The sequence below is a fragment of the Kitasatospora sp. NBC_01246 genome, assembly GCF_036226505.1.
In the GTDB taxonomy this organism is placed as follows: domain Bacteria; phylum Actinomycetota; class Actinomycetes; order Streptomycetales; family Streptomycetaceae; genus Kitasatospora.
The window spans coordinates 6,220,378-6,245,355 of record NZ_CP108484.1 but is presented as its reverse complement, the minus strand read 5'-3'; the positions used below and the strand labels follow the sequence as shown (position 1 = coordinate 6,245,355).

The 24,978-nt window shown below is 73.7% G+C and carries 27 protein-coding genes; 10 read left to right on the top strand and 17 right to left on the bottom strand.

From position 1 onward, the window contains the following. Positions 1 to 284 precede the first annotated feature (284 nt). The 6 genes from OG618_RS27030 to OG618_RS27005 all read left to right on the top strand — a co-directional run bounded on the left by OG618_RS27030 (position 285) and on the right by OG618_RS27005 (position 6,113). Positions 285 to 1,430, top strand: a complete 1,146-nt coding sequence (locus OG618_RS27030) for an MBL fold metallo-hydrolase (protein ID WP_329490137.1) — start codon at positions 285 to 287, stop codon at positions 1,428 to 1,430. A 146-nt stretch (positions 1,431 to 1,576) separates the two neighbouring features. Then, complete coding sequence (locus tag OG618_RS27025; RefSeq protein ID WP_329492296.1) at positions 1,577 to 3,130, top strand: TldD/PmbA family protein; 1,554 nt, start codon at positions 1,577 to 1,579, stop codon at positions 3,128 to 3,130. Then, positions 3,130 to 4,527 carry a metallopeptidase TldD-related protein gene (locus OG618_RS27020; protein ID WP_329490136.1) on the top strand — a complete coding sequence of 466 codons (1,398 nt, stop codon included), beginning with the start codon at positions 3,130 to 3,132 and terminating at the stop codon, positions 4,525 to 4,527. The genes OG618_RS27025 and OG618_RS27020 overlap by 1 nt, the downstream gene beginning before the upstream one ends. Positions 4,528 to 4,555: 28 nt before the next feature. After that, entirely contained in the window at positions 4,556 to 5,104 is a 549-nt protein-coding gene (locus tag OG618_RS27015) for an RNA 2'-phosphotransferase (protein ID WP_329490135.1), read from the top strand. Between the two features lie 103 nt (positions 5,105 to 5,207). Next, positions 5,208 to 5,591 carry a DUF3099 domain-containing protein gene (locus tag OG618_RS27010; protein ID WP_329490134.1) on the top strand — a complete coding sequence of 128 codons (384 nt, stop codon included), beginning with the start codon at positions 5,208 to 5,210 and terminating at the stop codon, positions 5,589 to 5,591. A 264-nt stretch (positions 5,592 to 5,855) separates the two neighbouring features. Further along, the gene (locus tag OG618_RS27005; protein ID WP_329490133.1) at positions 5,856 to 6,113 is read left to right on the top strand and encodes a hypothetical protein; all 258 of its coding nucleotides are present in this window, start codon (positions 5,856 to 5,858) and stop codon (positions 6,111 to 6,113) included. Between the two features lie 34 nt (positions 6,114 to 6,147). Here OG618_RS27005 and moaA read toward each other — a convergent pair whose 3' ends face one another. From moaA to OG618_RS26985, 4 genes are all read right to left on the bottom strand, one after another. Then, positions 6,148 to 7,137 (bottom strand): GTP 3',8-cyclase MoaA, encoded by a 990-nt coding sequence (moaA, locus tag OG618_RS27000; RefSeq protein WP_329490132.1) that lies wholly within the window; start codon positions 7,135 to 7,137, stop codon positions 6,148 to 6,150. A 92-nt stretch (positions 7,138 to 7,229) separates the two neighbouring features. Further along, positions 7,230 to 8,840, bottom strand: a complete 1,611-nt coding sequence (locus OG618_RS26995; RefSeq protein ID WP_329490131.1) for a solute symporter family protein — start codon at positions 8,838 to 8,840, stop codon at positions 7,230 to 7,232. Continuing rightward, positions 8,837 to 9,193, bottom strand: coding sequence for a DUF485 domain-containing protein (locus OG618_RS26990; protein ID WP_329490130.1), 357 nt, complete (start codon positions 9,191 to 9,193; stop codon positions 8,837 to 8,839). Before OG618_RS26990 ends, OG618_RS26995 begins: the two co-directional genes overlap by 4 nt. A gap of 250 nt (positions 9,194 to 9,443) precedes the next feature. After that, the gene (locus OG618_RS26985; RefSeq protein WP_329490129.1) at positions 9,444 to 10,487 is read right to left on the bottom strand and encodes a zinc-dependent alcohol dehydrogenase family protein; all 1,044 of its coding nucleotides are present in this window, start codon (positions 10,485 to 10,487) and stop codon (positions 9,444 to 9,446) included. Positions 10,488 to 10,646: 159 nt separating this feature from the next. On the opposite strand from OG618_RS26985, the gene OG618_RS26980 reads away from it, so the two are divergent. Then, positions 10,647 to 11,642: a DEDDh family exonuclease gene (locus OG618_RS26980; RefSeq protein ID WP_329490128.1), complete on the top strand. Its 996-nt coding sequence runs from the start codon at positions 10,647 to 10,649 to the stop codon at positions 11,640 to 11,642. Positions 11,643 to 11,673: 31 nt separating this feature from the next. Beyond that, on the top strand, positions 11,674 to 12,474 hold the full coding sequence (locus tag OG618_RS26975) for an SURF1 family cytochrome oxidase biogenesis protein (protein WP_329490127.1): 801 nt from the start codon (positions 11,674 to 11,676) through the stop codon (positions 12,472 to 12,474). A gap of 8 nt (positions 12,475 to 12,482) precedes the next feature. Here the strand turns inward: OG618_RS26975 and OG618_RS26970 are convergent, their stop codons facing one another. Then, a complete protein-coding gene (locus OG618_RS26970) occupies positions 12,483 to 12,815 on the bottom strand; it encodes a thioredoxin family protein (protein ID WP_329490126.1) in 333 nt (110 codons plus the stop codon). Continuing rightward, positions 12,816 to 13,241, bottom strand: a complete 426-nt coding sequence (locus OG618_RS26965; RefSeq protein WP_329490125.1) for a MerR family transcriptional regulator — start codon at positions 13,239 to 13,241, stop codon at positions 12,816 to 12,818. Positions 13,242 to 13,419: 178 nt separating this feature from the next. Between OG618_RS26965 and OG618_RS26960 the strand changes: the two genes are divergently transcribed. Next, positions 13,420 to 14,190, top strand: a complete 771-nt coding sequence (locus OG618_RS26960; protein ID WP_329490124.1) for an SDR family oxidoreductase — start codon at positions 13,420 to 13,422, stop codon at positions 14,188 to 14,190. Positions 14,191 to 14,218: 28 nt separating this feature from the next. On the opposite strand, the gene OG618_RS26955 is transcribed toward OG618_RS26960, so the two are convergent. The 9 genes from OG618_RS26955 to OG618_RS26915 all read right to left on the bottom strand — a co-directional run bounded on the left by OG618_RS26955 (position 14,219) and on the right by OG618_RS26915 (position 21,327). After that, positions 14,219 to 14,860, bottom strand: a complete 642-nt coding sequence (locus OG618_RS26955; RefSeq protein WP_329490123.1) for an alkaline shock response membrane anchor protein AmaP — start codon at positions 14,858 to 14,860, stop codon at positions 14,219 to 14,221. Between the two features lie 79 nt (positions 14,861 to 14,939). After that, a complete protein-coding gene (locus OG618_RS26950; protein WP_329490122.1) occupies positions 14,940 to 15,563 on the bottom strand; it encodes a DUF6286 domain-containing protein in 624 nt (207 codons plus the stop codon). Positions 15,564 to 15,679: 116 nt separating this feature from the next. Next, a complete protein-coding gene (locus OG618_RS26945; protein WP_329490121.1) occupies positions 15,680 to 16,069 on the bottom strand; it encodes a hypothetical protein in 390 nt (129 codons plus the stop codon). Further along, positions 16,069 to 16,260, bottom strand: coding sequence for a hypothetical protein (locus OG618_RS26940; RefSeq protein ID WP_329490120.1), 192 nt, complete (start codon positions 16,258 to 16,260; stop codon positions 16,069 to 16,071). Before OG618_RS26940 ends, OG618_RS26945 begins: the two co-directional genes overlap by 1 nt. 42 nt (positions 16,261 to 16,302) lie before the next feature. Beyond that, positions 16,303 to 16,809 (bottom strand): Asp23/Gls24 family envelope stress response protein, encoded by a 507-nt coding sequence (locus tag OG618_RS26935; protein ID WP_329490119.1) that lies wholly within the window; start codon positions 16,807 to 16,809, stop codon positions 16,303 to 16,305. A gap of 166 nt (positions 16,810 to 16,975) precedes the next feature. Beyond that, positions 16,976 to 17,782: an enoyl-CoA hydratase/isomerase family protein gene (locus OG618_RS26930; RefSeq protein WP_329490118.1), complete on the bottom strand. Its 807-nt coding sequence runs from the start codon at positions 17,780 to 17,782 to the stop codon at positions 16,976 to 16,978. Positions 17,783 to 18,013: 231 nt separating this feature from the next. Next, the gene (locus OG618_RS26925) at positions 18,014 to 18,247 is read right to left on the bottom strand and encodes a helix-turn-helix domain-containing protein (protein WP_049658450.1); all 234 of its coding nucleotides are present in this window, start codon (positions 18,245 to 18,247) and stop codon (positions 18,014 to 18,016) included. 348 nt (positions 18,248 to 18,595) lie between these two features. Then, positions 18,596 to 20,194: an ABC-F family ATP-binding cassette domain-containing protein gene (locus OG618_RS26920; protein ID WP_329490117.1), complete on the bottom strand. Its 1,599-nt coding sequence runs from the start codon at positions 20,192 to 20,194 to the stop codon at positions 18,596 to 18,598. A gap of 203 nt (positions 20,195 to 20,397) precedes the next feature. After that, entirely contained in the window at positions 20,398 to 21,327 is a 930-nt protein-coding gene (locus tag OG618_RS26915; RefSeq protein WP_329490116.1) for a hypothetical protein, read from the bottom strand. Positions 21,328 to 21,680: 353 nt separating this feature from the next. Between OG618_RS26915 and OG618_RS26910 the strand changes: the two genes are divergently transcribed. Beyond that, entirely contained in the window at positions 21,681 to 22,925 is a 1,245-nt protein-coding gene (locus tag OG618_RS26910; protein ID WP_329490115.1) for a glycoside hydrolase family 26 protein, read from the top strand. Positions 22,926 to 22,959: 34 nt separating this feature from the next. Here OG618_RS26910 and OG618_RS26905 read toward each other — a convergent pair whose 3' ends face one another. Then, positions 22,960 to 24,123 carry a GNAT family N-acetyltransferase gene (locus OG618_RS26905; RefSeq protein WP_329490114.1) on the bottom strand — a complete coding sequence of 388 codons (1,164 nt, stop codon included), beginning with the start codon at positions 24,121 to 24,123 and terminating at the stop codon, positions 22,960 to 22,962. Continuing rightward, positions 24,120 to 24,932, bottom strand: coding sequence for a Wzz/FepE/Etk N-terminal domain-containing protein (locus tag OG618_RS26900; protein ID WP_329490113.1), 813 nt, complete (start codon positions 24,930 to 24,932; stop codon positions 24,120 to 24,122). Before OG618_RS26900 ends, OG618_RS26905 begins: the two co-directional genes overlap by 4 nt. Between the last annotated feature and the right edge of the window lie 46 nt (positions 24,933 to 24,978).

The following is a 24,978-nucleotide window of genomic DNA, read 5'->3' as shown; positions in this document are numbered from 1 at the left end:
TATCGGTCGGCCCCGGGCGGCGACGAATCGGGCTCCCACAGCGCCTCACCGAAGGAACTGTCGCAATCCGACAATCCGTACCGGGGCCCGCCCGTCCCCGGTCCCCGACCGCCCCGGCCTACCCTTGTGGCGTCCACTGCGGCGGTTTTCCGGGAACAACGCGACGGGGCGCACCCGTTGCCCCCGTGGTGCGGGACGACCGGGGCCGGCCGTACCGAAGTTCCCGGACGGGTCCCGGCGCGCGGGGCCCGACGGCCACGGCGACGAGCGAAGGCAGAGCACGGATGAGCGACGCACAGTCCGGTACCACCCACCGGCGGGGACGACTGCTGGCCCTGGCCGCCCTGGCGGCCGGCGCGGGAGCGGCCGCCTGGTCGCTGCGCGACCTGCCGGCGGCTTTCGGACGGCGGCCGGACGCCGCCCGGGAGGCCCGGGTGCGCAACTCCCCGCAGTACCGGGACGGCGTCTTCCACAACGCACCGTCCACCCTGGCCCGGGCCAAGTCCGCGCCGGACATCGACCGGGACACCGTGCGCCGGATGCTGTTCCAGCGCGAGGGCCGGGTCCCGGCCCACCCGGTGCCCACCGTCCGCCCGGCCGGCGGACCGCGCGAGGCCGCCGAGGGCGTGGAGATCACCTGGTACGGACACGCCTCCGCGCTGGTCGAGATCGAGGGCACCCGGGTGCTGCTCGACCCGGTCTGGAGCGAGCGCTGCTCCCCCACGGCGCACGTCGGCCCCAAGCGGCTGCACCCGGTGCCGGTCGAGCTGGAGGAGCTGCCGCAGGTCGACGCGGTGCTCATCTCGCACGACCACTACGACCACCTGGACATGGCGACGGTCAAGCGGCTGGTCCGCAGCCAGTCCGCGCCCTTCGCGGTGCCGCTCGGCATCGGCGGCCACCTGCGCCGCTGGGGCGTCCCGGAGCACCGGATCATCGAGCTGGACTGGGACGAGACCTGCACGCTCGGCGAACTCGCCGTCACACTCACCTCCGCCCACCACTTCTCCGGGCGCGGTCTGACCCGCAACACCACGCTCTGGGGCTCCTGGGTGATCGCCGGGCCGACCCGCAAGGTCTTCTACACCGGGGACTCCGGCTACTTCGAGGGCTACGCGCGGATCGGCGAGCAGCACGGCCCGTTCGACGCCGCCCTGATGCAGATCGGCGCCTACGACACGGCCTGGGCGGACATCCACATGACGCCGGAGGACGCCGTCCTCGCGCACCGCGAGCTGAACGCCGGCCTGCTGGTGCCCGTCCACTGGTGCACCTTCAACCTGGGCCTGCACCCCTGGGCCGAGCCGATCGAGCGGCTGCTGGTCGAGGCCAAGGCGCAGGCCGTCCCGCTCGCGGTGCCGCGCCCCGGCGAGCGGGTGGACGTCGACAACCCGCCGGAGCTGGACGGCTGGTGGGAGACGGTCGGCTGACCGGATCCCCGGGGGCGGCGGCCGCCGCGTGTCACCGCCCGAATGCGCTGGCCGAAACCCCCTGAACGGGACATGATGCCGTGCGGGTACCCGGTTCGGAGTACCCGCACCGTCATCCCCCCGACCAGGGAGCCCGCTTGCCTCCGATGTCCCCGACCAGCAGTTCCGGCGCCCCGCACGGGCGCGCCGTCGACCCGCTGTTCCTCGCCTACCCGCTGCGCGCCATGGCCGACGCGGCACTCACCCGCGCCCGGGAACTCGGCGCCGAACACGCCGACTTCCGCCTGGAGCGGGTCCGCAGCGCGTCCTGGCGGCTGCGCGACGCCCGGCCGGCCGGCACCTCCGACAGCGTCCAGCTCGGCTTCGCCGTCCGGGTGCTGCTGGACGGCGCCTGGGGCTTCGCCGCCGGGGTCGACCTCACCGGGGCCGCGGCGGCGCGGGTCGCCGAACAGGCCGTCGCGGTGGCCCGGCTGTCCGGCGGGATCAGCCGGGCGGCCGGTGCGAAGGAGCGCGTCGAGCTGGCGGACGAGCCGGTCTACCCGGACGCCACCTGGGTCTCCGCGTACGAGCTGAACCCGTTCGAGGTCCCGGACGCGGAGAAGACCGCGCTGCTCGCCGACTGGAGCGCGCGCCTGCTCGGCGCCGAGGGCGTCTCGCACGTCAGCGCCAGCCTGCTGACGGTGCAGGAGAACAAGTTCTACGCCGACACCGCCGGCACCGTCACCACCCAGCAGCGGATCCGGCTGCACCCCTCGCTGGAGGCCACCTCGGTGGACGAGCGCACCGGGGCCTTCGACTCGATGCGCACGCTGGCCCCGCCGGCCGGGCGCGGCTTCGAGTACCTGCGCGGCACCGGCTGGGACTGGGACGCCGAGCTGGCCGAACTGCCCGCCCTGCTGGCCGAGAAGATGAAGGCGCCGAGCGTCGAGCCGGGCCGCTACGACCTGGTCGTCGACCCGTCCAACCTCTGGCTGACGATCCACGAGTCGATCGGCCACGCCACCGAGCTGGACCGCGCGCTCGGCTACGAGGCCGCCTACGCCGGCACCTCCTTCGCCACCTTCGACAAGCTGGGCTCGCTGCGCTACGGCTCCGAGCTGATGCACGTCACCGGCGACCGCACCGCCGAGCACGGCCTCTCCACCATCGGCTACGACGACGAGGGCGTCGCCACGCAGTCCTGGGACCTCGTCAAGGACGGTGTCCTGGTCGGCTACCAGCTCGACCGCGGCATGGCGAAGCTCAAGGGCTTCGACCGCTCCAACGGCTGCGCCTTCGCCGACTCCCCCGCCCACGTCCCGGTCCAGCGGATGGCCAACGTCTCGCTCCAGCCGGCCGCCGACGGCCCCGACACCGAGGGCCTGTTCGCCGGCGTGGAGAACGGCCTGTACATCGTCGGCGACCGCTCCTGGTCGATCGACATGCAGCGCTACAACTTCCAGTTCACCGGTCAGCGCGCCTACGCCATCCGCAACGGCGAACTCGCGGGCCAGGTCAAGGACTTCGCCTACCAGGCCACCACCACCGACTTCTGGGGCTCGATGGCGGCCGTCGGCGGCCCGCAGACCTACGTGCTCGGCGGGGCCTTCAACTGCGGCAAGGCCCAGCCCGGCCAGGTCGCGGCGGTCAGCCACGGCTGCCCCTCGGCGCTGTTCCGCAACGTCAACGTGCTCAACACCCAGCAGGAGGCGGGTCACTGATGACCGCGATTCAGCCCCACGAACTCGTCGAGCTGGCGCTCGGCCTCTCCCGCGCCGACGGCTGCGTGGTGATCGCCGACGAGGAGTCGACCGCCAACCTGCGCTGGGCCGGCAACGCGCTCACCACCAACGGGGTGACCAGGGGCCGGCGGCTCACCGTGATCGCCACGGTGGCCGGCGCCGAGGGCACCGCCTCCGGCGTGGTCTCCCGCGAGGCCGTCACCGCGGACGAGGTGGAGGGCCTGGTGCGGGCCGCCGAGCAGGCCGCCCTGGCGGCCGGTCCGGCCGAGGACGCGCAGCCGCTGGTGACCGACCGGCCGTCCTCGCCCGACTTCGCCGGGCCGCCGGCCGAGACCTCGATCGAGGTCTTCGCGGCCTTCGCGCCCGCCCTCGGCGAGGCCTTCGCCCGGGCCGCCGCCCAGGGCGAGCTGCTGTACGGCTTCGCCCGGCACGAGGTGGTCTCCAGCTACCTGGGCACCTCCACCGGCCTGCGGCTGCGCCACGACCAGCCGACCGGCACGGTCGAGCTGAACGCCAAGACCGCCGACCTGTCCGGCTCCGCCTGGGCGGGCGCCGCCACCCGGGACTTCGCCGACGTGGACGTCGCCGCACTGCACACCGAGCTGACCAAGCGGCTGGCCTGGGGCGCCCGGAAGATCGACCTGCCGGCCGGCCGCTACGAGACGCTGCTGCCGCCCTCGGCCGTGGCCGACCTGATGGTCTACCTCAGCTGGTCCGCCGGCGGCCGGGACGCCGCCGAGGGCCGGACGGTCTTCTCCAAGCCGGGCGGCGGCACCAGGGTGGGCGACAAGCTGGCCGCCCTGCCGCTGACACTGCGCTCCGACCCGGCCGAGCCGGGGCTGGAGGCGGCGCCCTTCGTACTGACCCACTCCACCGGCGGGGACTCCTCGGTCTTCGACAACGGCCTGGAGCTCACCGCCACCGAGTGGATCCGCGACGGCGAGCTGGCCGAGCTGATCACCACCCGGCACTCCGCCGGGCTCACCGGCCTGGCACTGCGCCCGGCGGTGGACAACCTGGTGCTGGAGACGGCCGACGGGGCCGGCGCGCCGACCCTGGACGAGATGATCGCCCGCACCGAGCGCGGCCTGCTGGTCACCTGCCTCTGGTACATCCGCGAGGTGGACCCGGCGAACCTGCTGCTCACCGGCCTCACCCGGGACGGCGTGTACCTGGTGGAGAACGGCCAGGTGGTCGGCGCGGTGAACAACTTCAGGTTCAACGAGTCGCCGGTCGACCTGCTCGGCCGGATCACCGAGGTGGGCCGGACGGAGCGCTGCCTGCCGCGTGAGTGGGGCGACTGGTTCACCCGGGCCGCGATGCCGCCGGTGCGGGTCGCGGGATTCAACATGAGTTCGGTGAGCCAGGCCTCCTAGCCGGCTCGGGGGCGAGGGATCGGGAGAGATGGACGAGAAGCGCACGGTCAGGACCAGCAAGGCGCTGTCCCGCGTCCTGCGGCACGAGCCCGAGCGGATCGGGATCACGCTGGACGAGGCCGGCTGGGTCGGGGTGGACGTGCTGCTCGCCGCGCTGGCGGCGAACGGCACCCGGCTGACCAGGTCCGAGCTGGACCACGTGGTGGCGACCAACAACAAGCGCCGCTTCGCCTACTCCGACGACGGTCTCTCGATCCGCGCCAGCCAGGGGCACACGGTGGCGGTCGACCTCGGTCTGGCCGCCGCCGAGCCGCCGGCCCGGCTGTTCCACGGCACCGCCTCCCGGAGCCTGGACGCGATATTCCGCCAGGGCCTGCGGCCGATGGCCCGCCAGGACGTCCACCTCTCGGCCGACACCGACACCGCGCTGCGGGTCGGCTCCCGGCACGGCCGGCCGGTGGTCCTGGCGGTCGACGCCGCCGCCATGGCGGCGGCCGGTCACACCTTCCGGATCAGCGCCAACGGCGTCTGGCTGGCCGACGCGGTACCGCCGGAGTACCTCTCCCTACTCCATTAGGACGCGGCGTCCGCCCCCGGTCTCGTCGGCCGCCCCCGCGCGGCGTACCGTGAAGTGGCCGCGCTGCGAGGCACGGCAGGTGCGTGGACGAGGGCGGTAGGACATGGGCAAGAGCGCCGGCGGTGGACAGGTCCACCGGATCACGGGGGCACGCAGCAGCCTCACCGAGGACGTCCGGGGCCGACAGCGCCGCTACGTGGCCTCGATGCTGCTCCGCACCGTCTGCGTGCTGCTCGCGGTGGTCCTGTGGGACGTCCAGCGGGTGCTCGCGTTCGCCGCACTCGCGGGCGCGGTGCTGCTGCCCTACTTCGCGGTGCTGATCGCCAACGCCGGCCGCGAGCGGGCGCCGGGGCTGCCGAGCACCTTCGACGTACCGCCGGAGACCGTGCTGATGCTCGGCCCCGGCGGTACGGGTGGGGCCGGCGCTTCGCATGATGCCGGTGTGGCACAGAGCGTGCCCACCGATTCTTCACAGCCATCGAACTGACTGTCCGTTTTAGGGGGTTTTCCAGCGACTCCCTCGACAGAAAGCTCAAAAGAACCTCAGATTAATCATGCAAGACCTCCCCATGCCGGGGTCCTGCCGTGACATACTGCGTACGCGCTCCGCATCCCCCGTCGGAGCGACGGACCGACGCCGGGCGGCTCCCCCCGTGGCTGCCCGGCGTCGCCATGCCCGGACGCGCCGTCGCCGTCCGGGAGCGTGAAAGACTGGCGGTGCAGACGACCCGCTATCGCTGAGGACGGCACCATGGAATCCCCGGGCTCCCCGCAGACGCAGGCACCGGTCTGCTCGGCCAAGGGCTGCCGGGCGGACGCCCGGTGGGTGCTGGTCTGGAACAACCCGAAGCTGCACACCCCCGACCGCCGCAAGACCTGGGCGGCCTGCGGGGAGCACCGCGAGCACCTCTCGCAGTTCCTCGGCGTGCGCGGCTTCCTCAAGGAGGTCGTCGCCCTCGCCGACTGGACCGCGCCGGACGCGCCGGGCCCCGCCGAGCCGTCCGCGTAGCGTCCGGCGACAGGGCCCGGCGGTACGGAGCCGGTCAGCCGCCGATCGCGGACATCGGCCGCTCGGGCTGCAGGAACTCCGGGGCGTCGATCCCGGCCCCGGCCTTCTTGCCCCACATCGCCGCACGCCAGAGCTCGGCGATCTCGTCGTCCCCGGCGCCCGACCGCAGCGCCGTCCGCAGGTCCGTCTCGCCGGTCGCGAACAGGCAGTTGCGGACCTGGCCGTCGGCGGTCAGCCGGGTGCGGTCGCAGGCGCGGCAGAACGGCCGGGTGACCGAGGCGATCACGCCGACCCGGCCCGGGCCGCCGTCCACCAGCCAGCGCTCGGCCGGAGCCGCGCCGCGGCGGTCCGAGGGCTCGGGGGTCAGCGTGAACCGGGTGGCGAGCCGTTCCAGGATCTCCCCGGCGGTCACCATCGACGAGCGGTCCCAGCCGTGCTGGGCGTCCAGCGGCATCTGCTCGATGAACCGCAGCTCGTAGCCCTCCGCCAGGCACCGGGCGAGCAGCTCGGGCGCCTCGTGGTCGTTGACCCCGCGCATCAGGACGGCGTTCAGCTTGACCGGCGTCAGCCCGGCGGCGACGGCGGCGCTCAGCCCGTCCAGCACGTCCTGGTGGCGGCGGCGACGGGTGAGGGTGTGGAAGGTGTCCGGGTCGAGGGTGTCGAGCGAGACGTTGACCCGGTCCAGCCCGGCCGCGCGCAGCGCCCCGGCGGTCCGGGCGAGGCCGATGCCGTTGGTGGTCAGCGAGAGTTCGGGGCGGGGTTCGAGCGCGGAGCAGGCGGCGACGATGCCGACCAGCCCCGGGCGCAGCAGAGGCTCACCCCCGGTGAACCGGACCTCCCGGACGCCGAGCTCGCGCACGGCGAGGCCGACCAGCCGGACGATCTCCTCGTCGGTGAGCAGGTCGGGCTTGGCCAGCCACTGCAGACCCTCCTCGGGCATGCAGTAGGTGCAGCGCAGGTTGCACCGGTCGGTGAGGGAGACCCGCAGGTCGACGGCCTGCCGGCCGAAGGTGTCGAGCAGCACGGCGGTCCCTTCCCGTGAGTGTGCGGCCGGGAGTGCGGCCGGCCCGGTCCCCGCTCCCGCGGGGCCGGGCCAGCTTAGTCACCACCCGCCCGTCAGTGGGCGCCCAGCCCGGTCAGCGAGCGGACCTCCAGTTCAGCGTACTTCGCCGGGTCGGCCTTCTCCTTGGAGAACAGGGTGCCGATCCAGCCGGCCAGGAAGCCGATCGGGATGGAGACCAGTCCGGGGTTCTCCAGCGGGAACCAGTGGAAGTCGGCGTCCGGGAAGAGCGAGGCCTTGCCACCGGAGACGACCGGCGAGAAGAACACCAGCGTCACCGAGCTGACCAGCCCGGCGTAGACCGAGCTGACCGCGCCGGTCGTGGTGAAGCGCTTCCAGAACAGCGAGTAGAGCAGCGTGGGCAGGTTGGCGGAGGCGGCCACCGCGAAGGCCAGCGCGACCAGGGCGGCGGTGTTGAGCTTCCCCGCGAAGAGGCTGAGCACGATGGCGACCGCGCCGATCGCGACCGCGGCCCACTTGGCCGAGAGGATCTCCTCCTTCTCGGACGCCTTGCCGCGCCGGATGACGTTGGCGTAGAGGTCATGGGCGAAGGAGGCCGAGGAGGCCAGGGTGAGGCCTGCCACCACGGCCAGGATGGTGGCGAAGGCCACCGCCGAGATCACCGCGAGCAGGATCGCGCCACCGGTGGTGCCCGGGCCGCCGCCGAGCTGCTCGGCGAGCTGCGGGGCGGCGGTGTTGCCGGCCGGGTTGGCCGCCTTGATCGCCTTGGGGCCGACCAGCGCGGCCGCGCCGAAGCCGAGCGCCAGGGTCATCAGGTAGAAGCCGCCGATGATGCCGATCGCCCAGAGCACGGACTTCCGGGCGGCCTTGGCGGTGGGGACGGTGTAGAAGCGGACCAGGATGTGCGGCAGGCCCGCGGTGCCGAGCACCAGCGCGATCCCGAGGCTGAGGAAGTCGAGCTTGGTCGTCCCGTTCACCCCGTACTTCAGCCCCGGTTCGAGGAACGCGGCGCCCTTGCCGCTGGCGTCGGCGGCGGCGCCGAGCAGCGCGGAGGGGTTGAAGTGGTACTTGGCCAGCACCAGGACGGTCATCAGCGCGGTGCCCGCGATCAGCAGCACCGCCTTGACGATCTGCACCCAGGTGGTGCCCTTCATGCCCCCTATCACCACGTAGATCACCATCAGGGCGCCGACCGCGACGATGGTCAGCCGCTTGGCGCTGTCCCCGCTGACGCCGAGCAGCAGGGCGACCAGCGTGCCGGCGCCGACCATCTGGGCGAGCAGGTAGAAGATCGACACCACGATGGTGGAGATGCCCGCGGCGGTCCGGACGGGGCGCTGCTTCATCCGGAAGGCCAGGACGTCGGCCATGGTGTAGCGGCCGGAGTTGCGCAGCGGTTCGGCGACCAGCAGCAGGGCGACCAGCCAGGCGACCAGGAAGCCGATCGAGTAGAGGAAGCCGTCGTAGCCGGAGAGCGCGATGGCGCCGGCGATGCCGAGGAAGGACGCGGCGGACATGTAGTCACCGGAGATGGCCAGGCCGTTCTGGAACCCGGTGAAGCTCCGGCCGCCGGCGTAGAAGTCGGCGGCGCCCTTGGTCTGCCGTCCGGCCCAGACGGTGATGCCGAGGGTGGCCAGTACGAAGAACCCGAACAGGGTCATCGTCAGACCGCGGTGCTCGGTGGCGGAGCTGGCGAGCAGGGTCATTCGGCGGCCTCCCGGGGAGCGTGGACCACGGCGCCCTGGGCTTCGCGGATCGCGGCGGCGGGCGGGTCGAGCCGCCGGTCCGCGTAGCGCGCGTACCAGGCCGCGATGGCGAAGGTGGTGACGAACTGCAGCAGCCCCAGCACCAGGGCGACGTTGATGTGCCCGGCCACCTTGGTGCCCATGAGGCCGGGGGCGTAGCTGGAGAGCAGGACGTAGAGCAGGTACCAGAGGACGAAGCCGATGGTGACCGGGAAGGCGAAGCTCCGGAACGAGCTTCGAAGGGTGCGGAACTCCTCGCCCTCTTCAATGAGTTGGACTTCGGTAGGGGCAGTGGTGATCGGCGGCGATTCCACGCTGTCTCCTCACTCCTTCGGCGTAGTGGTCGCACCAGTGGAACGATCGGACGTGAGGGGCGTCACAGTCCGGATGCGCGCCGCGCAATGCTAGGAGGGTCGTGCCCGCTCCGAAAGGGGTTGTCCGTGACCAGCCATCCGTTCACCCGCTCGCGCTAGTCAATTGGCCGAAAACCATCACTTCCCGACCACGGGAAGGGCGGCACCGATGTGCGGTGCCGCCCTTCGTGGAGCCTGTGGTGACGATGCGTCAGAAAGCGATCCGCACCTTCAGCGCGGAGCGGTCGTCCATCGCCCGGTAGCCGTCCGGGACACCGTCCAGGTCGACGGTGCGGTCGAAGACCAGGCCGGGCTCGATGGCGCCGGAGAGGACGTCCGGCAGCAGCTCGGGGATGTACGCGCGGGCCGGCGCGACTCCGCCCCTGAGCGAAACGTTTCGGCCGAACATCTGGCCGATGTCCACGCCGGCGCTACCGCCGTGCGGGACGCCGACGTACCCGACCGCGCCGCCGTCCCTGGCGATCGAGATCGCGGTCCGCATCGACTCCTCGGTACCGACGGCCTCCAGCACGGCGTGCGCGCCCTGTCCCCCGGTCAGCTCCTTGACCGCCTCGATCGCCGCCTCGCCGCGCTCGGCGACCACGTCCGTCGCCCCGAAGCGCCGGGCCAGGTCGGTACGGGCGGTGTGCCGGCCGAGCGCGATGATCCGGCCCGCGCCGAGCCGGTGCGCCGCCAGGACGCCGCACAGGCCGACCGCGCCGTCGCCGACCACCGCGACGGTGGCACCGGCGCGCACGCCCGCCGTGACGGCCGCGTGGTGGCCGGTGGCCATCACGTCGGAGAGGGCGAGCAGGTTCGGCAGCAGCTTCTCGTCGCCCGCCGCCTCGCCGGGCAGCCGCACCAGGGTGCCGTCGGCGAACGGCACGCGCACGGCCTCGCCCTGGCCGCCGTCCGAGCCGACCTCGCCCCAGAAGCCGCCGTGCGGGCAGGAGGTCTGCAGGCCCTCGCGACAGAAGTCACACGTGCCGTCCGACCAGACGAACGGGGCGACCACGAAGTCGCCCGGGCGCACGTCGCGGACCTCGGTGCCGACCTCCTCGACCACGCCGAGGAACTCGTGCCCGATCCGCTGCCCGGCCGTCCGCGCCGCCACGCCCCGGTAGGCCCAGAGGTCGCTGCCGCAGATGCAGGCGTTCACCACGCGCACCACGGCATCGGTCGGGCGTTGGATCACCGGGTCCGGCACCTCCTCGATCCGGATGTCGTTCGGGCCGTGGATCACGGTGGCGCGCATGGGGGATTCGTCCTTCGCAGAGACGGCCGCGTGGGGGTGTGGTGCGGCCGGGGGATATTCGACTGGGTGTACGACGAATACGCGTCCCACTCTATTCCGGCCGACCGGTACGAACATTTCGGCCGAGCCCGGCCGCGACGGCGCTTATTCTGTTTGACCATGCATGCGATCCAGCCCGAGACGAACGGCGCGCCGCGGACCGTCCCCGTCCCCGCCCAGCGCTCCGCCGCCCCCGACGAGGGCTTCGCGGTGGTCGACGTCGAGACCACCGGGCTCGGCCGCTCGGACCGCGTCATCTCGGCCGGCCTCTACCAGCTGGACGCCGACGGGGAGGTCACCGACCACTGGTACACGCTGGTCAACCCCGGCCGCGATCCCGGCCCGGTCTGGATCCACGGCCTCACCGACGACGTGCTGGCGGGCGCGCCCACCTTCCCGGAGATCGCCGACGAGTTCGCCGAGCGGCTGCGCGGCCGGGTGATGGTCGCCCACAACGCGCTCTTCGACTGGAACATGATCTCCCGCGAGTTCTCCCGGGCCGGCCTGCGCGCCCCGGTGGACCAGCGGCTCTGCACCATGGTCCTCTCCCGCGACCTGCGGCTGCCGCTGCCCAACGGCAAGCTGGCCTCGCTCGCGGCGTACTTCGGCGTCCGCCAGCGCCAGGCGCACAACGCCCTCGACGACGCCCGGGTGCTGGCCGAGGCGTTCCGGCCCAGCCTGCACCTGGCCCGCTCGGGGGGCGTCCCACTGCCGCTGCAGACCTGTGTGGCCGTCACCGACCTCGGCGCGGAGGAGCCCGCCTCCCCCGCCCGCGGCTCCTGGACCGGCGCCTCCTACCGGCAGGCCAGGAAGCGCCCGCCGTGCCCCTACCCGAACCCGGGACGCTGGGAGGACGGCAAGCCGCTGGTGCAGGGCATGCGGGTGGCGTTCACCGGCGACACCGCGACCGACCGCGAGGTGCTGGAGGACCGCGCGGTGGAGGCCGGCCTGCACATCGCCTCCTCGGTGAGCCGGCTCACCAGCCTGCTGGTCACCAACGAGCCGGGGGGCTGGAGCGGCAAGGCCCGCAAGGCCCGCGAGGTCGGCACGCCGGTCCTCGGCGAGGACGCCTTCCTGCATCTGCTGCGCGAGGTCGCCCCGCACCCCGGTGCGTGATCCGGTTGTGAGGTGGGCGTACCGTGCCCGTGTGTACCGTTTTCTGCTCTCGCGGCGCTGGGTGATCACGCTGCTGATCGCCCTGCTGCTGATCCCCACCACCATCCGGCTGGGGTTCTGGCAGCTGCACCGCCACGAGGCACGCGTGGCCCGCAACGAGCTCATCGCCCAGGCACTCACCGACCGGCCGGTCCCGTTCGACACGCTGTCGGGCTCGCCCGGCTTCACCGTCCCCAAAGACCTGACCTGGCGGACGGTGACGGCGACCGGGGAGTACGACCCGGCGCACGAGTTCGTGGTCCGCAAGCGGACCGGTTCCGGCGGGGACAAGATCGGCTACTTCGTCGTCACCCCGCTCCGGCTCTCCGACGGCAAGGGCAGCGTCCTGGTCAACCGCGGCTGGGTGGCGTCCGGCGGCTCCGCCACCGAGTACCCGCAGGTGCCGGCCGCGCCGGCCGGGGAGGTCACCCTCACCGGTCGCCTGCGCGCCGACGAGACCGCGGCCGGCAGCGGCATCCGGGACCGGGCCGGCCTGCCGGACCGGCAGTTCAACCTGATCAGCACCGAGCAGCAGGCCGGCGAGACCGGCGCCACCCTGCTCGGCGGCTACCTGGAGCTCACCGCCACCACCCCGGCCCCGGCCGACCAGCCCGAGCTGCTGCCCGAGCCCAACCACTCCGACATCGGCCCGCACATGGCGTACGCGGTCCAGTGGTGGCTGTTCACGGCGATGATCCCGGTCGGCTTCTGGGTGATGGTGCGCCGCGAGGCCAAGGACCGCGCCAAGGAGGCCGCCGAGGCCGAGGTGGAGCAGGAGAGCGTGCCGGCGTAGCCCGCGAGCTACAGCACGTCCTCCAGTTCGCGCAGCAGCCGCACCTTGGCCCGGGCGCCGACCATGGACTTCACCGGCTCACCGCCCCGGAAGACCATCAGCGTCGGCATCGACAGGACCCCGTACGCGGCCTGGGTCTGCGGATTGTGGTCCACGTCCACGGTGACCACCGTGAGCCGGTGCGCCTGCTCCTTCGCGATGTCGGCCAGCACCGGCACCATCTGGCGGCACGGCGGGCACCAGTCCGCCGTGAACTCCACCAGGACCGGTCCTTCGGCCCCCAGCACCTCGGTCGCGAACGTGTCGTCCGTGACCTCCGGCACTCCAGCGATCTTCCCCATCTACCGCTCCTCCCACTCGACTGCCAACTCACACTGCGGCGTCTGCCAGGCGGCCTCGGCCGCCAGCTCGTCACGGGCCTGCTCGGCCCGGGCGAACTGCTCGGCCACCTGCGTACGGACCTCCTGGAGCCGGGTGATGCACTCGTCCAGCTCGGCCAGCTTGCGCCGGTAGACCTCCAACGAGGCCGGGCAGGAGTCCCCCTCCGGGTGGCCCGCCCGCAGGCACTCGACGAACGGGCGGGTCTCCTCCAGTTCGAAACCGAAGTCCTGGAGCGTGCGGATCTGCTTCAGCAGCCGCAGATCGTCCTCGCCGTACGCGCGGTAGCCGTTGCCGGCCCGTCGGGCGGGTAAGAGCCCGAGCTGCTCGTAGTACCGCAGCGCCCGGGTGGTCGTCCCCGCCCGCTCCGCCAGCTCACCGATCCGCATGACCGCACCCGTTCCTTCCGACCGCCGTTCGAACGCCGTCGGGTACGACGGTAGACCTTGACGCGGGCGTCAAGGCCAGCTCCCGGACGCAGTCGGCCGAAACTCGCCGCCTCCCCGGGCCGCGGCGGCCGCCGTGCCCCCTACCCCGCCGCTCCCCCGACCCGGCAGGATGGGAGCCATGGATCTTGGACTGAAGGACACGGTGTACGTGGTCACCGGCGCCACCCGGGGCCTCGGCCTGGCGGCCGCCCGCGAGCTCGCCGCCGACGGCGCCCGGGTGCTGGTCAGCGGGCGGAACAAGGAGTCCGTCGACGCGGCGGTGGCCGAGCTCGACGCCCTCGGCGGCAGCGGCGCGGCGCACGGCCTGGTCGCCGACAACGCGGACCCGGAGACCGCCGGGCGGCTGCTCGGCGCGGCCGTGGAGCGCTTCGGCCGGCTGGACGGCGTGCTGATCAGCGTCGGCGGCCCGCCGCCCGGCCCGGTGAGCGCCGCCCCCGAGGAGGCCTGGCGCGGCGCCTTCGAGTCGGTCTTCCTCGGCGCCCTGCGGCTGGCCCGGGCCGCGGCCGAGGCGCTCGGCGAGGGCGGTGTGATCGGCTTCGTGCTCTCCGGTTCGGTCCGCGAGCCGATCCCCGGTCTGGGCATCTCCAACGGGCTGCGGCCGGGCCTGGCGATGGCCGCCAAGTCGCTCGCCGACGAGCTGGGCCCGCGCGGGATCCGGGTGGTCGGCCTGCTCCCGGCCAGGATCGACACCGACCGGGTCCGCGAACTGGACGCCCTCGGCGGCGACCCCGCCGCCGCCCGGGCCCGCAACAGCGCCGGCATCCCGCTCCGCCGCTACGGCACCCCGGCGGAGTTCGGGAAGGTCGCCGCCTTCGCGCTCTCCCCCGCCGCCTCCTATCTGACCGGTGTGATGATCCCGGTCGACGGCGGCGCCCTGCGCGGGCTCTGAGCCACCCGCCGGAGCCGGTCGCGGGCGGCTAGTCGACCCGCGGACGCCGGCGCCGGCCGCCGCGCCCGCGCGCGGCGGCCGGCTTCGCCGCCTGCACCCGCACCCGGAGTTCGGCGGGCAGCTCGGCCAGGCCGAGGCTGGCGCGGGCGTCACCGCGCGGGCCGGTCTCGAAGTGCTCCACCAGCTCCGCCGGATCACCGCCCGGGGTCAGCCGCACGGCCGCCCGCAGCCGCTGCCGACCGGAGCCCCGCAGCAGCCGGACGCTGACCCGTTCGACCTCCGGAAGGGCCACCGTCCCGGTCTCCAGCGCCTCCTCCAGGGCCCGGGTGCGCAGCCGCAGCCGCAGTCCGCCCACCCCCGGTGTGGGGAGGACGACGGTCGCCGGGCCGCTGCGGCGCAGCTGGGCGAAGAGCCACCAGCCGGTACCGAGGACGACCAGGACCAGCCCGGCGGTCACGGCCGGCCACCACCACGTCTCGTCGGACCAGCGGGTCCGCGAGCTGGAGCTGACCACCGGCTGGTCCGGCGAGGTGAGCGGCCACCGGCTCGGCGGGTCCACCCCCAGCCGTGCGTAGAGGTCGAGCCCGCCGGCCAGCACCAGCAGGCCGACCGCCAGCAGCAGCACGGCGGCGGCCCCCAGCAGCACCCGGTTGACGGTGGACCGACTCACCGCACCATCACCACCCCTCCTCGTCCGACCCGCACCCGCGTGTCCGTCCTCCGCCGCCCGGCTCCGGACGGTGTCCCGCTCATCCGACCCCGCCGACCCCGCCGACCCCGCCGGCCGCCGGCGTGCCCGGGACCGCCGCGGTGCCTTCCGGCGGCCCTGGCACGGCGCCGTCGCCCGCGCCACCCCCGCCCCGCTTCGCCCGGACGTCGAGGCGCAGCGGCCGGGCCAGGCTGATCTTCGCGAGTTCCGCGCGCAGCTGCCGCTGCACCGAGGCCGGGTCGGCCGGGCCCGTGAGCACCGCCTTCACCCGGCGGCGGTTGACCCGGACGGTGAGGTGCTCGATGCCCGGCAGTCCGGCCGCCCGGTCGTGCAGGAGGGTGCCGACGCCGGCGCGGTCGATGGCGGCGGAGGTCCCGCCGAGCGGGCGCAGCGGCAGCCAGCGGCGCAGCCCGGGGGCGAGGGCGAGCCAGAGCAGCCAGGCCCCGAGCAGGACGGCCGCCCCGGCGCCGACGAGCACCCAGGGGTCGTCCAGGTGGCGGGTGGCCAGTTCGTCCGCGACCTCGGCCCGCCAGCGGCGGGCGGCGTGCCCGGTGCGCACGGCGATCACGTCGTAGAGCAGTGCGGCACCGACCACCAGCACGACGGTGGCGACGACTACGGCGGCGACCGTGCGGGGGGCCCGCAGCCGGGGCACCTTGACCATGACCGGCTCGGGCTCGCCGGCCTCCGGCGGGAGAGCACTCGCCCCACTCAAACCCGGCGGCGACGACCCCGGCGGGAGAGCGCCCGGCGGAACGGCGTCCGGTGTCGGCCCGGTCGTCACCGCGGCCCCCCGGTGACCAGTCGTTCGACGACCACCATCACCTCGCCGACCCGCGTCCCGGTCAGACCGCCGACCTGCGCGGCGATCCGCTCCCGGACGGCCCGGGCGAGCGCGGCGAGGTCGGCGGGGAACGGCAGCTCGACGGAGACCCGGACGGTGACGGTGCTGCCCGGCACGGCGACCGAGACCTTCGGCGGCGCGCCCCGCTCCGTCCGGCCGCGCCACGCGTCGTCGAGCGCCTCACGGGCGGCCCGGGCGGCGATCCGGGCGTAGACCCGGTCGGCCACCCGCAGCCGCCCGCGGACGCCGGGCTCGCGGCGGCGGGCGGCGGGGGTGACCGCGGTGGTGGAGGTGGCCGAGGTGGCAGGGGTGACGGGGGACGCCATCAGCGGCGCCGGTCGCGGCCGCGCAGCAGGTCGCCGAGATCACCGATCTCGATGTCGCCCTCCAGCAGGCGCCCGACCACGAAGCCGACCACGCCCAGCGCGGCCACCAGCAGGAACGCCGCGAAGCCGCCGAAATAGCCGGCGAAGCCGAGGGCCATACCCACCACCAGGCCGACAATGGCCAGGTTCATCCGCTACTCCTCGTCTTCCACTGCTGCTGTCCCCCGACGGGGCTACTTCAACTTGGGCCGCTGTCCGGAGGGGACGCTCTCCTCTTCCTCCTCCTCGACGTCCGGCTCGTCGGGCAGATGGACGTCGTTGACCGCGATGTTGACCTCGACGACCTCCAGGCCGGTCATCCGCTCCACCGCGTCGATGATGTTCTCCCGTACCTGACGGGCCAGTTCGGGGATGACCACGCCGTACTCGACGACCAGGGCGATGTCGATGGCGGTCTGCTTCTCCCCCACCTCGGCCTTGATCCCTCGCCCGACGGCGGACTTGCCGCCGGGCACCCGGTCGCGCATCGCGCCGAAGGTCCGGGACAGGCCGGACCCGAGGGCGTGGATGCCGGAGACCTCGCGGGCGGCCATACCGGCGATCTTCTCGACCACACCGACGGCCAGGGCGGTACGGCCGCGGTCGGTCACCCCCCGGCCGGTGTCGGCCGCCGGGGCGACCGGTCCGGGCGCGGCGGAAGGGTTCTTGTGCATGGTGGCGGGCGTCGGAGTGTCAGGCATGGGTGGTTCTCCCGTCGTACGGCTCCAGCTATATCGCAAATCGCTCCAACTCTGGCATTTCGCCACGATTCGCGCCCCCGGAGCGGCGACCCGGGGGAGCCGCGACGCCGAAGGCCCGGCTCCGGGGGCGGTCCCCCGGAGCCGGGCCTTCGGCGTCCTCGTGCGGTCAGTCGCCGATGCCGGCCAGATCGCGCAGGCGGCGAGCCTGTGCCGCCCGTTCGGCCGAACGCTGCTCGTCGTACGAGCGTCCGCCCGCACCCTGGAGCAGCGCCTTGGTCTCGATGACGGCGCTGCGCGGGGCGGCGAGCAGCGCGGCGGCGAGGTCGCGGGCGGCGGCGTCCAGCTCCGCGCCGGGGACGGCCAGGTTGGCCAGCCCGATCGCGGTGGCCTCCTCGGCGCCGACCCAGCGGCCGGTCGCGCAGATCTCCAGCGCCCGGGCGTAGCCGACGAGCTCGGTGAGCGGCTTGGTGCCGGCCAGGTCGGGGACGAGGCCGAGCGAGGTCTCCTTCATGGCGAACCGGGCGTCGTCGGCGACCACGCGCAGGTCGCAGGCGAGGGCGAGCTGGAAGCCGGCGCCGACGGCGTGGCCCTGGACGGCGGCGATCGTGACCACGTCGGGCCGGCGCCACCAGGAGAAGGCCTCCTGGTAGTACGCGATGGTGTCGTCGAGGTCCTTGTCCTCGGCGGCGGCCAGCTGGAGGAAGGTGACCTCGCCGGGGATCCCCTCGGGGGTGAACATCGCGCGGTCCAGGCCGGCCGAGAAGGAGAGGCCCTCGGCGCGCAGCAGCACCACCCGGACGGCGCCGGGCAGCTCCCGGCCGACCGCGGCCAGCGCGCGCCACATCGCGGGCGACTGGGCGTTGCGCCGTTCGGGCTGACAGAGGGTGACGACGGCGAGTTCGCCGTCGATCTCCAGGCGGACGCCGTCCTGCTCCCAGCTCGGGGCCTGCGGGTCGGTGGCGGGGGCGGTCATGCGGGGACCTCCGGTGGCGAGGGACTTGGCTACCGGAGAGTAACAAAACTGGGCGCGCTGCGGCAGGGCAGCGGCGCCCAGTGTTTCGGACGGGTCCGGGCCGGGCCCGGACGGACGGCGGCGGGCATGACGATCGGCGGCCGGTTCGCTCCGGCCGGAGGCGGACGACCGACGTCGTCCATCCGGCCCGCGCCCTGCCGCCGAGTCATCCGTCGAAGAACTGACGGACCGTCAGGAGCTGGCTCCAGCAGTAGCTTTGTTCTTGCCCCGCGTGGCACCGCCGCGGCCCCGGAGGATCACTCCGGACTCGCTCAGCATCCGGTGCACGAAGCCGTACGAGCGACCGGTCTCCTCCGCGAGAGCGCGAATGCTCGCCCCGGAGTCGTACTTCTTCTTGAGATCGGCCGCGAGCTTCTCACGCGCGGCACCGGTCACCCGGCTGCCCTTTTTCAGAGTCTCGGCCACCCGTGCCTCCTCGTAGCGTTGCTCGGTCAGATTCCCATGATCACCCATCCACAGCCTCCTGGCCACCCATTCGACAAGGTCGATGCCGGGAATGCGCGTTCCGTCGGTGGTGATCCGAGCGCACAAGGGCGCTCACGCAGAGTGCACGCCCCCGGAGCGATACCGCCATTCGGCGCGAAAGAGCTGATCAGCAGCATCGGCCCGACCACGATCGAGTGGCGGGCCGACGGAAGCTTCTCAAACGGAATCCCGGACCTCTTCATTCCCGGACACGCCGTAAGTACTAGTTTTTCTGGTCCGAAGAGCGGACGAGGCGTCTACTCCAGGCCAGGCGGAGGCCGGGCCGGATCAGGCGAGCGAGACCAGGTCGTTGTAGGCCGGGCTCCAGAGGTCCTCCACGCCGTCCGGCAGCAGGATGATCCGCTCCGGCTGGAGCGCGTCGACCGCGCCCTCGTCGTGGGTCACCAGCACGACCGCGCCGCTGAACTCGCGCAGCGCGCCCAGGATCTCCTCGCGGCTGGCCGGGTCGAGGTTGTTGGTGGGCTCGTCGAGCAGCAGCACGTTGGCACTGGAGACCACCAGCGAGGCCAGCGCCAGCCTGGTCTTCTCACCGCCGGAGAGCACCCCGGCCGGCTTGTCGACGTCGTCGCCGGAGAACAGGAAGGAGCCGAGGATCTTGCGGATCTGGACCAGGTCGGTGTCGGGCGCCGAGGAGCGCATGTTCTCCAGCACCGTGCGCTCCGGGTCCAGGGTCTCGTGCTCCTGGGCGTAGTAGCCGATCTTCAGGCCGTGGCCCGGGATCACCTCGCCGGTGTCCGGCTTCTCCACCCCGGCCAGCATCCGCAGCAGGGTGGTCTTGCCCGCGCCGTTGAGGCCCAGCACCACGACCCGCGAGCCGCGGTCGATGGCCAGGTCCACGCCGGTGAAGATCTCCAGCGAGCCGTAGGACTTGGAGAGGTCGGCGGCGGTCAGCGGGGTCTTCCCGCAGGGAGCCGGGTCCGGGAAGCGCAGCTTGGCGACCTTGTCGTTCAGCCGGACCTGCTCCAGGCCGGACAGCAGCTTCTCCGCACGGCGGGCCATGTTCTGCGCGGCCACCGTCTTGGTCGCCTTGGCGCGCATCTTGTCGGCCTGCGCGTTCAGGGTCGCGGCCTTCTTCTCCGCGTTGGCCCGCTCGCGCTTGCGGCGCTTCTCGTCGTCCTCGCGCTGCTGCTGGTACTGCTTCCAGCCCATGTTGTAGACGTCGATCGCGGAGCGATTGGCGTCCAGGTAGAAGACCTTGTTGACGACCGTCTCGACCAGCTCGACATCGTGCGAGATGACGATGAAGCCGCCCTTGTAGGTCTTCAGGAAGTCCCGCAGCCAGGCGATCGAGTCGGCGTCGAGGTGGTTGGTGGGCTCGTCGAGCAGCAGCACGTCGGAGTCCGAGAAGAGGATCCGGGCCAGCTCGACGCGGCGGCGCTGACCACCGGAGAGGGTGTGCAGCTGCTGTTCGAGGATGCGGTCCGGCAGGCCCAGCGCGGCGGCGATGGTGGCGGCCTCGGCCTCGGCGGCGTACCCGCCCTTGGTGAGGAACTCCGTCTCCAGGCGCGAGTACTTCTTCATCGCGTTGTCCCGGGTGGCGCCCTTGCCGTTCGCCATCCGCTCCTCGTTCTCGCGCATCTTCTTCAGCACGCTGTCGAGGCCGCGGGCGGAGAGGATGCGGTCCTTGGCGAGGACGTCGAGGTCACCGGTGCGCGGGTCCTGCGGGAGGTAACCGACCTCACCGGAGCGGGTGACCGTGCCCGAGGCCGGCAGGCCCTCGCCGGCCAGCACCTTGGTGAGCGTGGTCTTCCCGGCGCCGTTGCGCCCGACCAGACCGATCCGGTCGCCCGGGGCGACCTTGAAGCTGGCGGACTCGATCAGGATGCGGGCACCGGCGCGCAGCTCAAGGGCGTTGGCGGAAATCATGGCTGGGACTACTCCTGGGACGTGGGCGGGCGCCTGGGCATGGCACAGGGCCGGGGCAGCGGAAGGGGGCGACGTCGGCAGACCGGCGGACCGCCCGGGGGCGGCGCCGCTCGTCCGCTAGTGCCCGGAGAGAACAGCCATGACGGCAAGTCTACCGGGCCCCGTGACGGGGCCCGGAGGCTTTTACCGCCGGGGTACCGGTCTCAGGACTGCGGGGCGTCCTCCGCGGCGTCGCAGCTGCCCTGCGGGCGGACGGCGGCGAAGGGCTCGGCCGGGCTGCCGCAGGCCGCCTCGGGGGCCGCCGCCTGGGTGTCGAACACCTTGGGGCCGACGATCGGACCGTCCGAGATCAGCACCCGGCGGCCGTCCAGGGCCTTCAGCGACACCCCCGGGCCGGCGGCCAGCTGCCAGCCGGTGCTGTCCAGCCGGTAGCCGGTGATGCCGCCGGAGACCGGCTGGCCGGTGCTGTTGGCGCAGCTGCGCGGCACGAGCACCGCGAAGTCGGTGCCCACCGTGCGGGTCGGGTCGTAGACGCAGTTGCCGGCCGGCTTGGAGTTGTAACGGAGGTCACCGTCGGCGTCGCGGAAGCCCATGGTCAGCTCGGGGGTGACCACGGCCACCCAGGGCGCGGACTGCTGGACGGTGTGCAGGGCCGCCGCGGCGCGCTCCCGCTGGAGCTGCCTGCGCTGCTCGTCGGTCCGCTTCTCGGCGCCCGGCTCGCCCTGGCCGCTCATCCAGTCCGCCAGGCCGGGTACCGCGCGGTGCCAGCGCACCTCGTGGTCGCCGGGGCGCACCGAGGTGACCAGGCCGTCGTCCCAGACCACCACGGCGTTCTCGCCCGCCATCGCCAGGTACAGCGCGGTGGCGCCCTCGCGGCGGTAGGACCAGGCGGGCTCGCCGGTGTCCCGGTTGTAGGCCTCCAGGCCGGGGCCCACCTTCAGCTCCAGACCGTCCGCGCCCAACGACTGCGAGTTGACCGGGCTGGCGTCCGCGCCGCCCGGCCCGGCCACCCGGTCACCGAACGGCACCGGCTTGTTGGCATGCGCGGCCGCGCCCGCCACAAGGACCAGCAGGACCGCCAGGGCAGGGAGGATCGATCGGGGGGTGAGGACACGCAGCGGCTTCCAGGACACGGGCGGAGCGTACCTTTCGACACCGTCACGAGTCAGCCGGACCCGGCCGGACGGCGGGGCGGCGCGGGCGCGGCCGGCCGATTCGCGCCCTTCGCCGGATCCGCCCGCCCACCTGCGCCGTCGGACCCGCGGCCGCCCGGGAGGCGCTCCGGGCGGGCGGCCGCGGTACGGCCTCCAGGGCCGTCCGGACTGTTACAGAGGTGATACACGGCACGTTGCGGCAGACGGCGTTCGAATACCGCCCACTTTAGGGTGACATTCGGCTTTTCCGACGCCTGCGGGGCCTACTGTCTGCGAGCGGGGTATCACGGTCCGTCCCGCTGCCCCCGCCCCGTGACGCCGGAGGAGAGACCATGCGACTCGGCCGCCTGACGCTGGCTGCCGCCGCCCTGTTGACGCTGACCACCGCGAGCGTCCCCACCGGGACCCCGCTCAGCCAGACCGAACGGCACGCCCTCTCCTCGGACGCGTTCCAGCCCCGCGGCGCCGCCCCCCGGCCGGTCGTCCAGCGGCCGAAGCACGAGGCCCCGTTCGGTGCCTTCGTCGGCTCGTGGGACAAGTACATCCCCCAGCTGGGCCGCTACGCGCAGTGGCTGAACAACGCCAACATGCAGGTCGGCCACACCTATCTGGCCGGCAACAGCTGGGCGGACGTCGAGGGCGAGCCGGTGGTGCTCGGCATGTGGTCGCAGTGGCGGCTGGCCGACCCCTCCCGGATGCTGATCCTCGGCGTCCCGATGATGGTGCCCAGCGAGGCCGCCGTGCCGGACGGCGAGGTGGCCAAGCTGCTCGCCCAGGGCGCCCGGGGGGACTTCGACCGACACTTCCTGCGGCTCGCCCGCCGGCTGGTGGCGCTCGGCGGGGCGGACACCGTGCTCACCCTCGGCTGGGAGATGAACGGCACCACCTACACCCACCGCTGCAAGCCCGACCCGACCGCCTGGAAGGCGTACTGGCGGCGGATCGTCTCCGTGATGCGCTCGGTGCCCGGTCAGCGGTTCCGCTTCGACTTCACCCCCAACCGGGGGCTGGACGCGATCCCGTGGACCAAGTGCTACCCCGGCGACGACGTGGTCGACATCATCGGCATGGACAGCTACGACCAGCCCGCCGGCGCCACCTTCGACAACTACGTCCGCGAGCCGTACGGGCTGCAGGACCAGGTCGAGTTCGCCGCCAAGCGCGGCAAGCCGGTCTCCTACCCGGAGTGGGGGCTGTTCCGCAACGGCGACAACCCGGAGTTCGTGCAGCGGATGGTGGAGTGGATCCGCACCCACGACACCAGCTACCAGACGGTCACCGACTACTGCCCGCACGGGTTCTGGCAGTGCGCGCAGAACCCGCGCTCCAGCAGCCGGTTCAAGCAGCTGATGTCCGGGTCCAAGGGGGCCCCGGTCACCGCTGTGCCGGCGCCCCCGGCGGTCACCCCGCAGCCGGGGGCCGCCGGGTCGGGCTCGCCGGGCGCCTCGCCGACCGCGGCGGCCTCCGGGACCCCCTCCGCACCGGCCTCGCCGTCCGCGGCACCGTCCCCCTCGCCCTCCACGCCGCCCTCACCGTCCGCCGCACCCGCGCCGGGCGGGCTGCCGGCCCGGCGCTGAAGGCGGGCGGCCGGGCCCGCAGGCGGGGCGGGGCTCAGCTCCGCCGGCGGGCCGCCAGCGCCTCCTTGAGCCTCGGCAGCCGGGTGCGCAGGACGTGCACCGCGACCTGCCGGGCCCGGACCGAGCCGCCCCGGGCGGCGGCCGCCGGCGCCGGCCCGCGCGGACCGAACAGCAGCCGCTGGTTGAACAGCTGGTCCGGCCGCCAGCGCTGCTTGTAGGGCTCCTGGCCGCGCAACAGGCTGAGCAGCGGGATCCCGGCGTCGACCGTCTCGTCCAGCGCCGCCCCGAACAGCAGACCGGCGATGTCCAGGCGCTCGCGCAGCCGGGGGTGCGCGCCGTACAGGTAGAGACCGCCGAAGGACGGGCAGAGCAGCAGCAGGTTCACCGCGACCAGCTCGCCGTCCAGCCAGTACTGGTGCACCGCGGCGCGGCCGGTGGCGACCAGGCCGGTGGTGGACTCGGCGAGGTGCCGAGCGAACCGCCCGGTGCGGTGCTCCGGGGTGACGCCGCGCTCGTGCCACTGCTCGAAGTGCAGTCGGAGCAGCCCCTCCAGGGCCTCGGGCACCTCCTCCGGGGGCGTCGAACGGACCTCGACCCCGGCCTCGGCGATCTTGCGGAGCTTCACCCGGCTGCGCTGGGCGGTCTTGCCGGGCACCCGCTTGAGCAACTGCTCCATCGGGACGGCCGGCAGGTACTGGCAGAGCGAGTCGCCGAACCGGCGCCGCCGGCCCCGCCACTGCTCGAAGACCCGCTGGACGGCCGCCTCGGGGTGCACCTCGCGCAGCTCCAGGCTGTGCCAGGGGCGGGTGAGCGGCAGGGCCGCGGCGAACTCGGCCGCCGCGCGATCGGCGCAGGAGTCGTCGAGCAGGATGTCGGTGAAGTCGATCAGCCCGTCGCCGAGGCCGGTCAGCCCGCCGAGCGGGCCGGGGCGCCGCCGGAACGCTCCCGCGCCGACCAGCCGGCCGTTCCGGCGGACCAGCAGGACCAGGAGGTCGCCCGGGCGGCCGTACTGGCGCCACCAGGAGCGCTGCCAGACCGCGGCCTGGAAGAAGGTGGCCGTCCGGCAGCGGGTGACCAGGTCGTCCCACTCCTCGGCGAGGACGTCCAGGGCGTCGTCCTCGCGGTGCAGCTCGGTGGTCCAGCGGGGCGCGCCGGCCTGGGCGGGGAGACCGGTGGTGGCCGGCGCCTCGGTACTCATCGACCGCTCCCGGCGGCGCTCTTCTCCTTGGCCGGGGCCTTCTCGGCGGGCGACTTCCCGCCGGCTGCCTTCCCGCCCGTGGGCTGCGCCGGGGCGGCCTGCTCGGGGACGGCCTGCCCGGTGCCGGGCCGCTCCGCCGCGGCCGGTTCGGCCGGGGCCTCGGCCGCCGGGGCCTCCTCGGCGCGCGGGCGCGGGGTGGCCGGGGCGGCGGGCTCCGTGCCGGGCGTCGCCACGGCGGCCGGACCGGCCTCACCGCCCCGGCGGCGGGTCATCATGACCAGCGCGCCGATCAGCACCCCGGCGGCGGCGCCGACCGCGACGTCCAACTGCGCGGACGGCGTGGTCGGCTTGTCGGGCTCGGCGGCGGGGGCCAGCGGGACCAGCCGGACGCCGGTCTCCTTGCTGCTGGTGTTGGCGAAGGCGACCAGCGACCGGGCGACCGCGTCGGCGGCCAGCACCGCCTCCCGGGGCCGCGCGCCGGTACCGGTGATCTCGATCATCGGGGCGTCCGGGGAGGTGGTGCCGTGCACCAGGGTCTCCAGTTCGGTGCGGCTGTGCCCGGTCTCGGCGGCGGCGGCCGCGAGCACCTGGGGCTGACCGGCCAGCCGGCCGTACGCCTGGGCGAAGTTGATCGCCGAGGCGCTCTCCCCCTGGTTCTCCGGCACCACGATCACATAGGAGTTGGCGGCGTACGAGGGGTGCGCGACGACGGCGTACCCGGCGCCGGCGGCGGCGCCCAGCGGCACCGCGAGGACCACCGGCCACCAGCGGCGGGCCAGGCTGCGGACGCTTCGGCGCGGTTCGGACATGGGGTGCTCCTTGGATATGGGGGCCGCCCGGCCGGCGGCCCGGGGG

Bases quoted from the DNA above. Each gene is read 5' to 3' on its own strand.
- OG618_RS27030 (WP_329490137.1), top strand. From the start codon at position 285: ATGAGCGACGCACAGTCCGGTACCACCCACCGGCGGGGACGACTGCTG.
- OG618_RS27025 (WP_329492296.1), top strand. From the start codon at position 1,577: ATGTCCCCGACCAGCAGTTCCGGCGCCCCGCACGGGCGCGCCGTCGAC.
- OG618_RS27020 (WP_329490136.1), top strand. From the start codon at position 3,130: ATGACCGCGATTCAGCCCCACGAACTCGTCGAGCTGGCGCTCGGCCTC.
- OG618_RS27015 (WP_329490135.1), top strand. From the start codon at position 4,556: ATGGACGAGAAGCGCACGGTCAGGACCAGCAAGGCGCTGTCCCGCGTC.
- OG618_RS27010 (WP_329490134.1), top strand. From the start codon at position 5,208: ATGGGCAAGAGCGCCGGCGGTGGACAGGTCCACCGGATCACGGGGGCA.
- OG618_RS27005 (WP_329490133.1), top strand. From the start codon at position 5,856: ATGGAATCCCCGGGCTCCCCGCAGACGCAGGCACCGGTCTGCTCGGCC.
- OG618_RS26995 (WP_329490131.1), bottom strand. From the start codon at position 8,840: ATGACCCTGCTCGCCAGCTCCGCCACCGAGCACCGCGGTCTGACGATG.
- OG618_RS26985 (WP_329490129.1), bottom strand. From the start codon at position 10,487: ATGCGCGCCACCGTGATCCACGGCCCGAACGACATCCGGATCGAGGAG.
- OG618_RS26980 (WP_329490128.1), top strand. From the start codon at position 10,647: ATGCATGCGATCCAGCCCGAGACGAACGGCGCGCCGCGGACCGTCCCC.
- OG618_RS26970 (WP_329490126.1), bottom strand. From the start codon at position 12,815: ATGGGGAAGATCGCTGGAGTGCCGGAGGTCACGGACGACACGTTCGCG.
- OG618_RS26965 (WP_329490125.1), bottom strand. From the start codon at position 13,241: ATGCGGATCGGTGAGCTGGCGGAGCGGGCGGGGACGACCACCCGGGCG.
- OG618_RS26960 (WP_329490124.1), top strand. From the start codon at position 13,420: ATGGATCTTGGACTGAAGGACACGGTGTACGTGGTCACCGGCGCCACC.
- OG618_RS26950 (WP_329490122.1), bottom strand. From the start codon at position 15,563: ATGGTCAAGGTGCCCCGGCTGCGGGCCCCCCGCACGGTCGCCGCCGTA.
- OG618_RS26945 (WP_329490121.1), bottom strand. From the start codon at position 16,069: ATGGCGTCCCCCGTCACCCCTGCCACCTCGGCCACCTCCACCACCGCG.
- OG618_RS26940 (WP_329490120.1), bottom strand. From the start codon at position 16,260: ATGAACCTGGCCATTGTCGGCCTGGTGGTGGGTATGGCCCTCGGCTTC.
- OG618_RS26935 (WP_329490119.1), bottom strand. From the start codon at position 16,809: ATGCCTGACACTCCGACGCCCGCCACCATGCACAAGAACCCTTCCGCC.
- OG618_RS26930 (WP_329490118.1), bottom strand. From the start codon at position 17,782: ATGACCGCCCCCGCCACCGACCCGCAGGCCCCGAGCTGGGAGCAGGAC.
- OG618_RS26920 (WP_329490117.1), bottom strand. From the start codon at position 20,194: ATGATTTCCGCCAACGCCCTTGAGCTGCGCGCCGGTGCCCGCATCCTG.
- OG618_RS26910 (WP_329490115.1), top strand. From the start codon at position 21,681: ATGCGACTCGGCCGCCTGACGCTGGCTGCCGCCGCCCTGTTGACGCTG.
- OG618_RS26905 (WP_329490114.1), bottom strand. From the start codon at position 24,123: ATGAGTACCGAGGCGCCGGCCACCACCGGTCTCCCCGCCCAGGCCGGC.
- OG618_RS26900 (WP_329490113.1), bottom strand. From the start codon at position 24,932: ATGTCCGAACCGCGCCGAAGCGTCCGCAGCCTGGCCCGCCGCTGGTGG.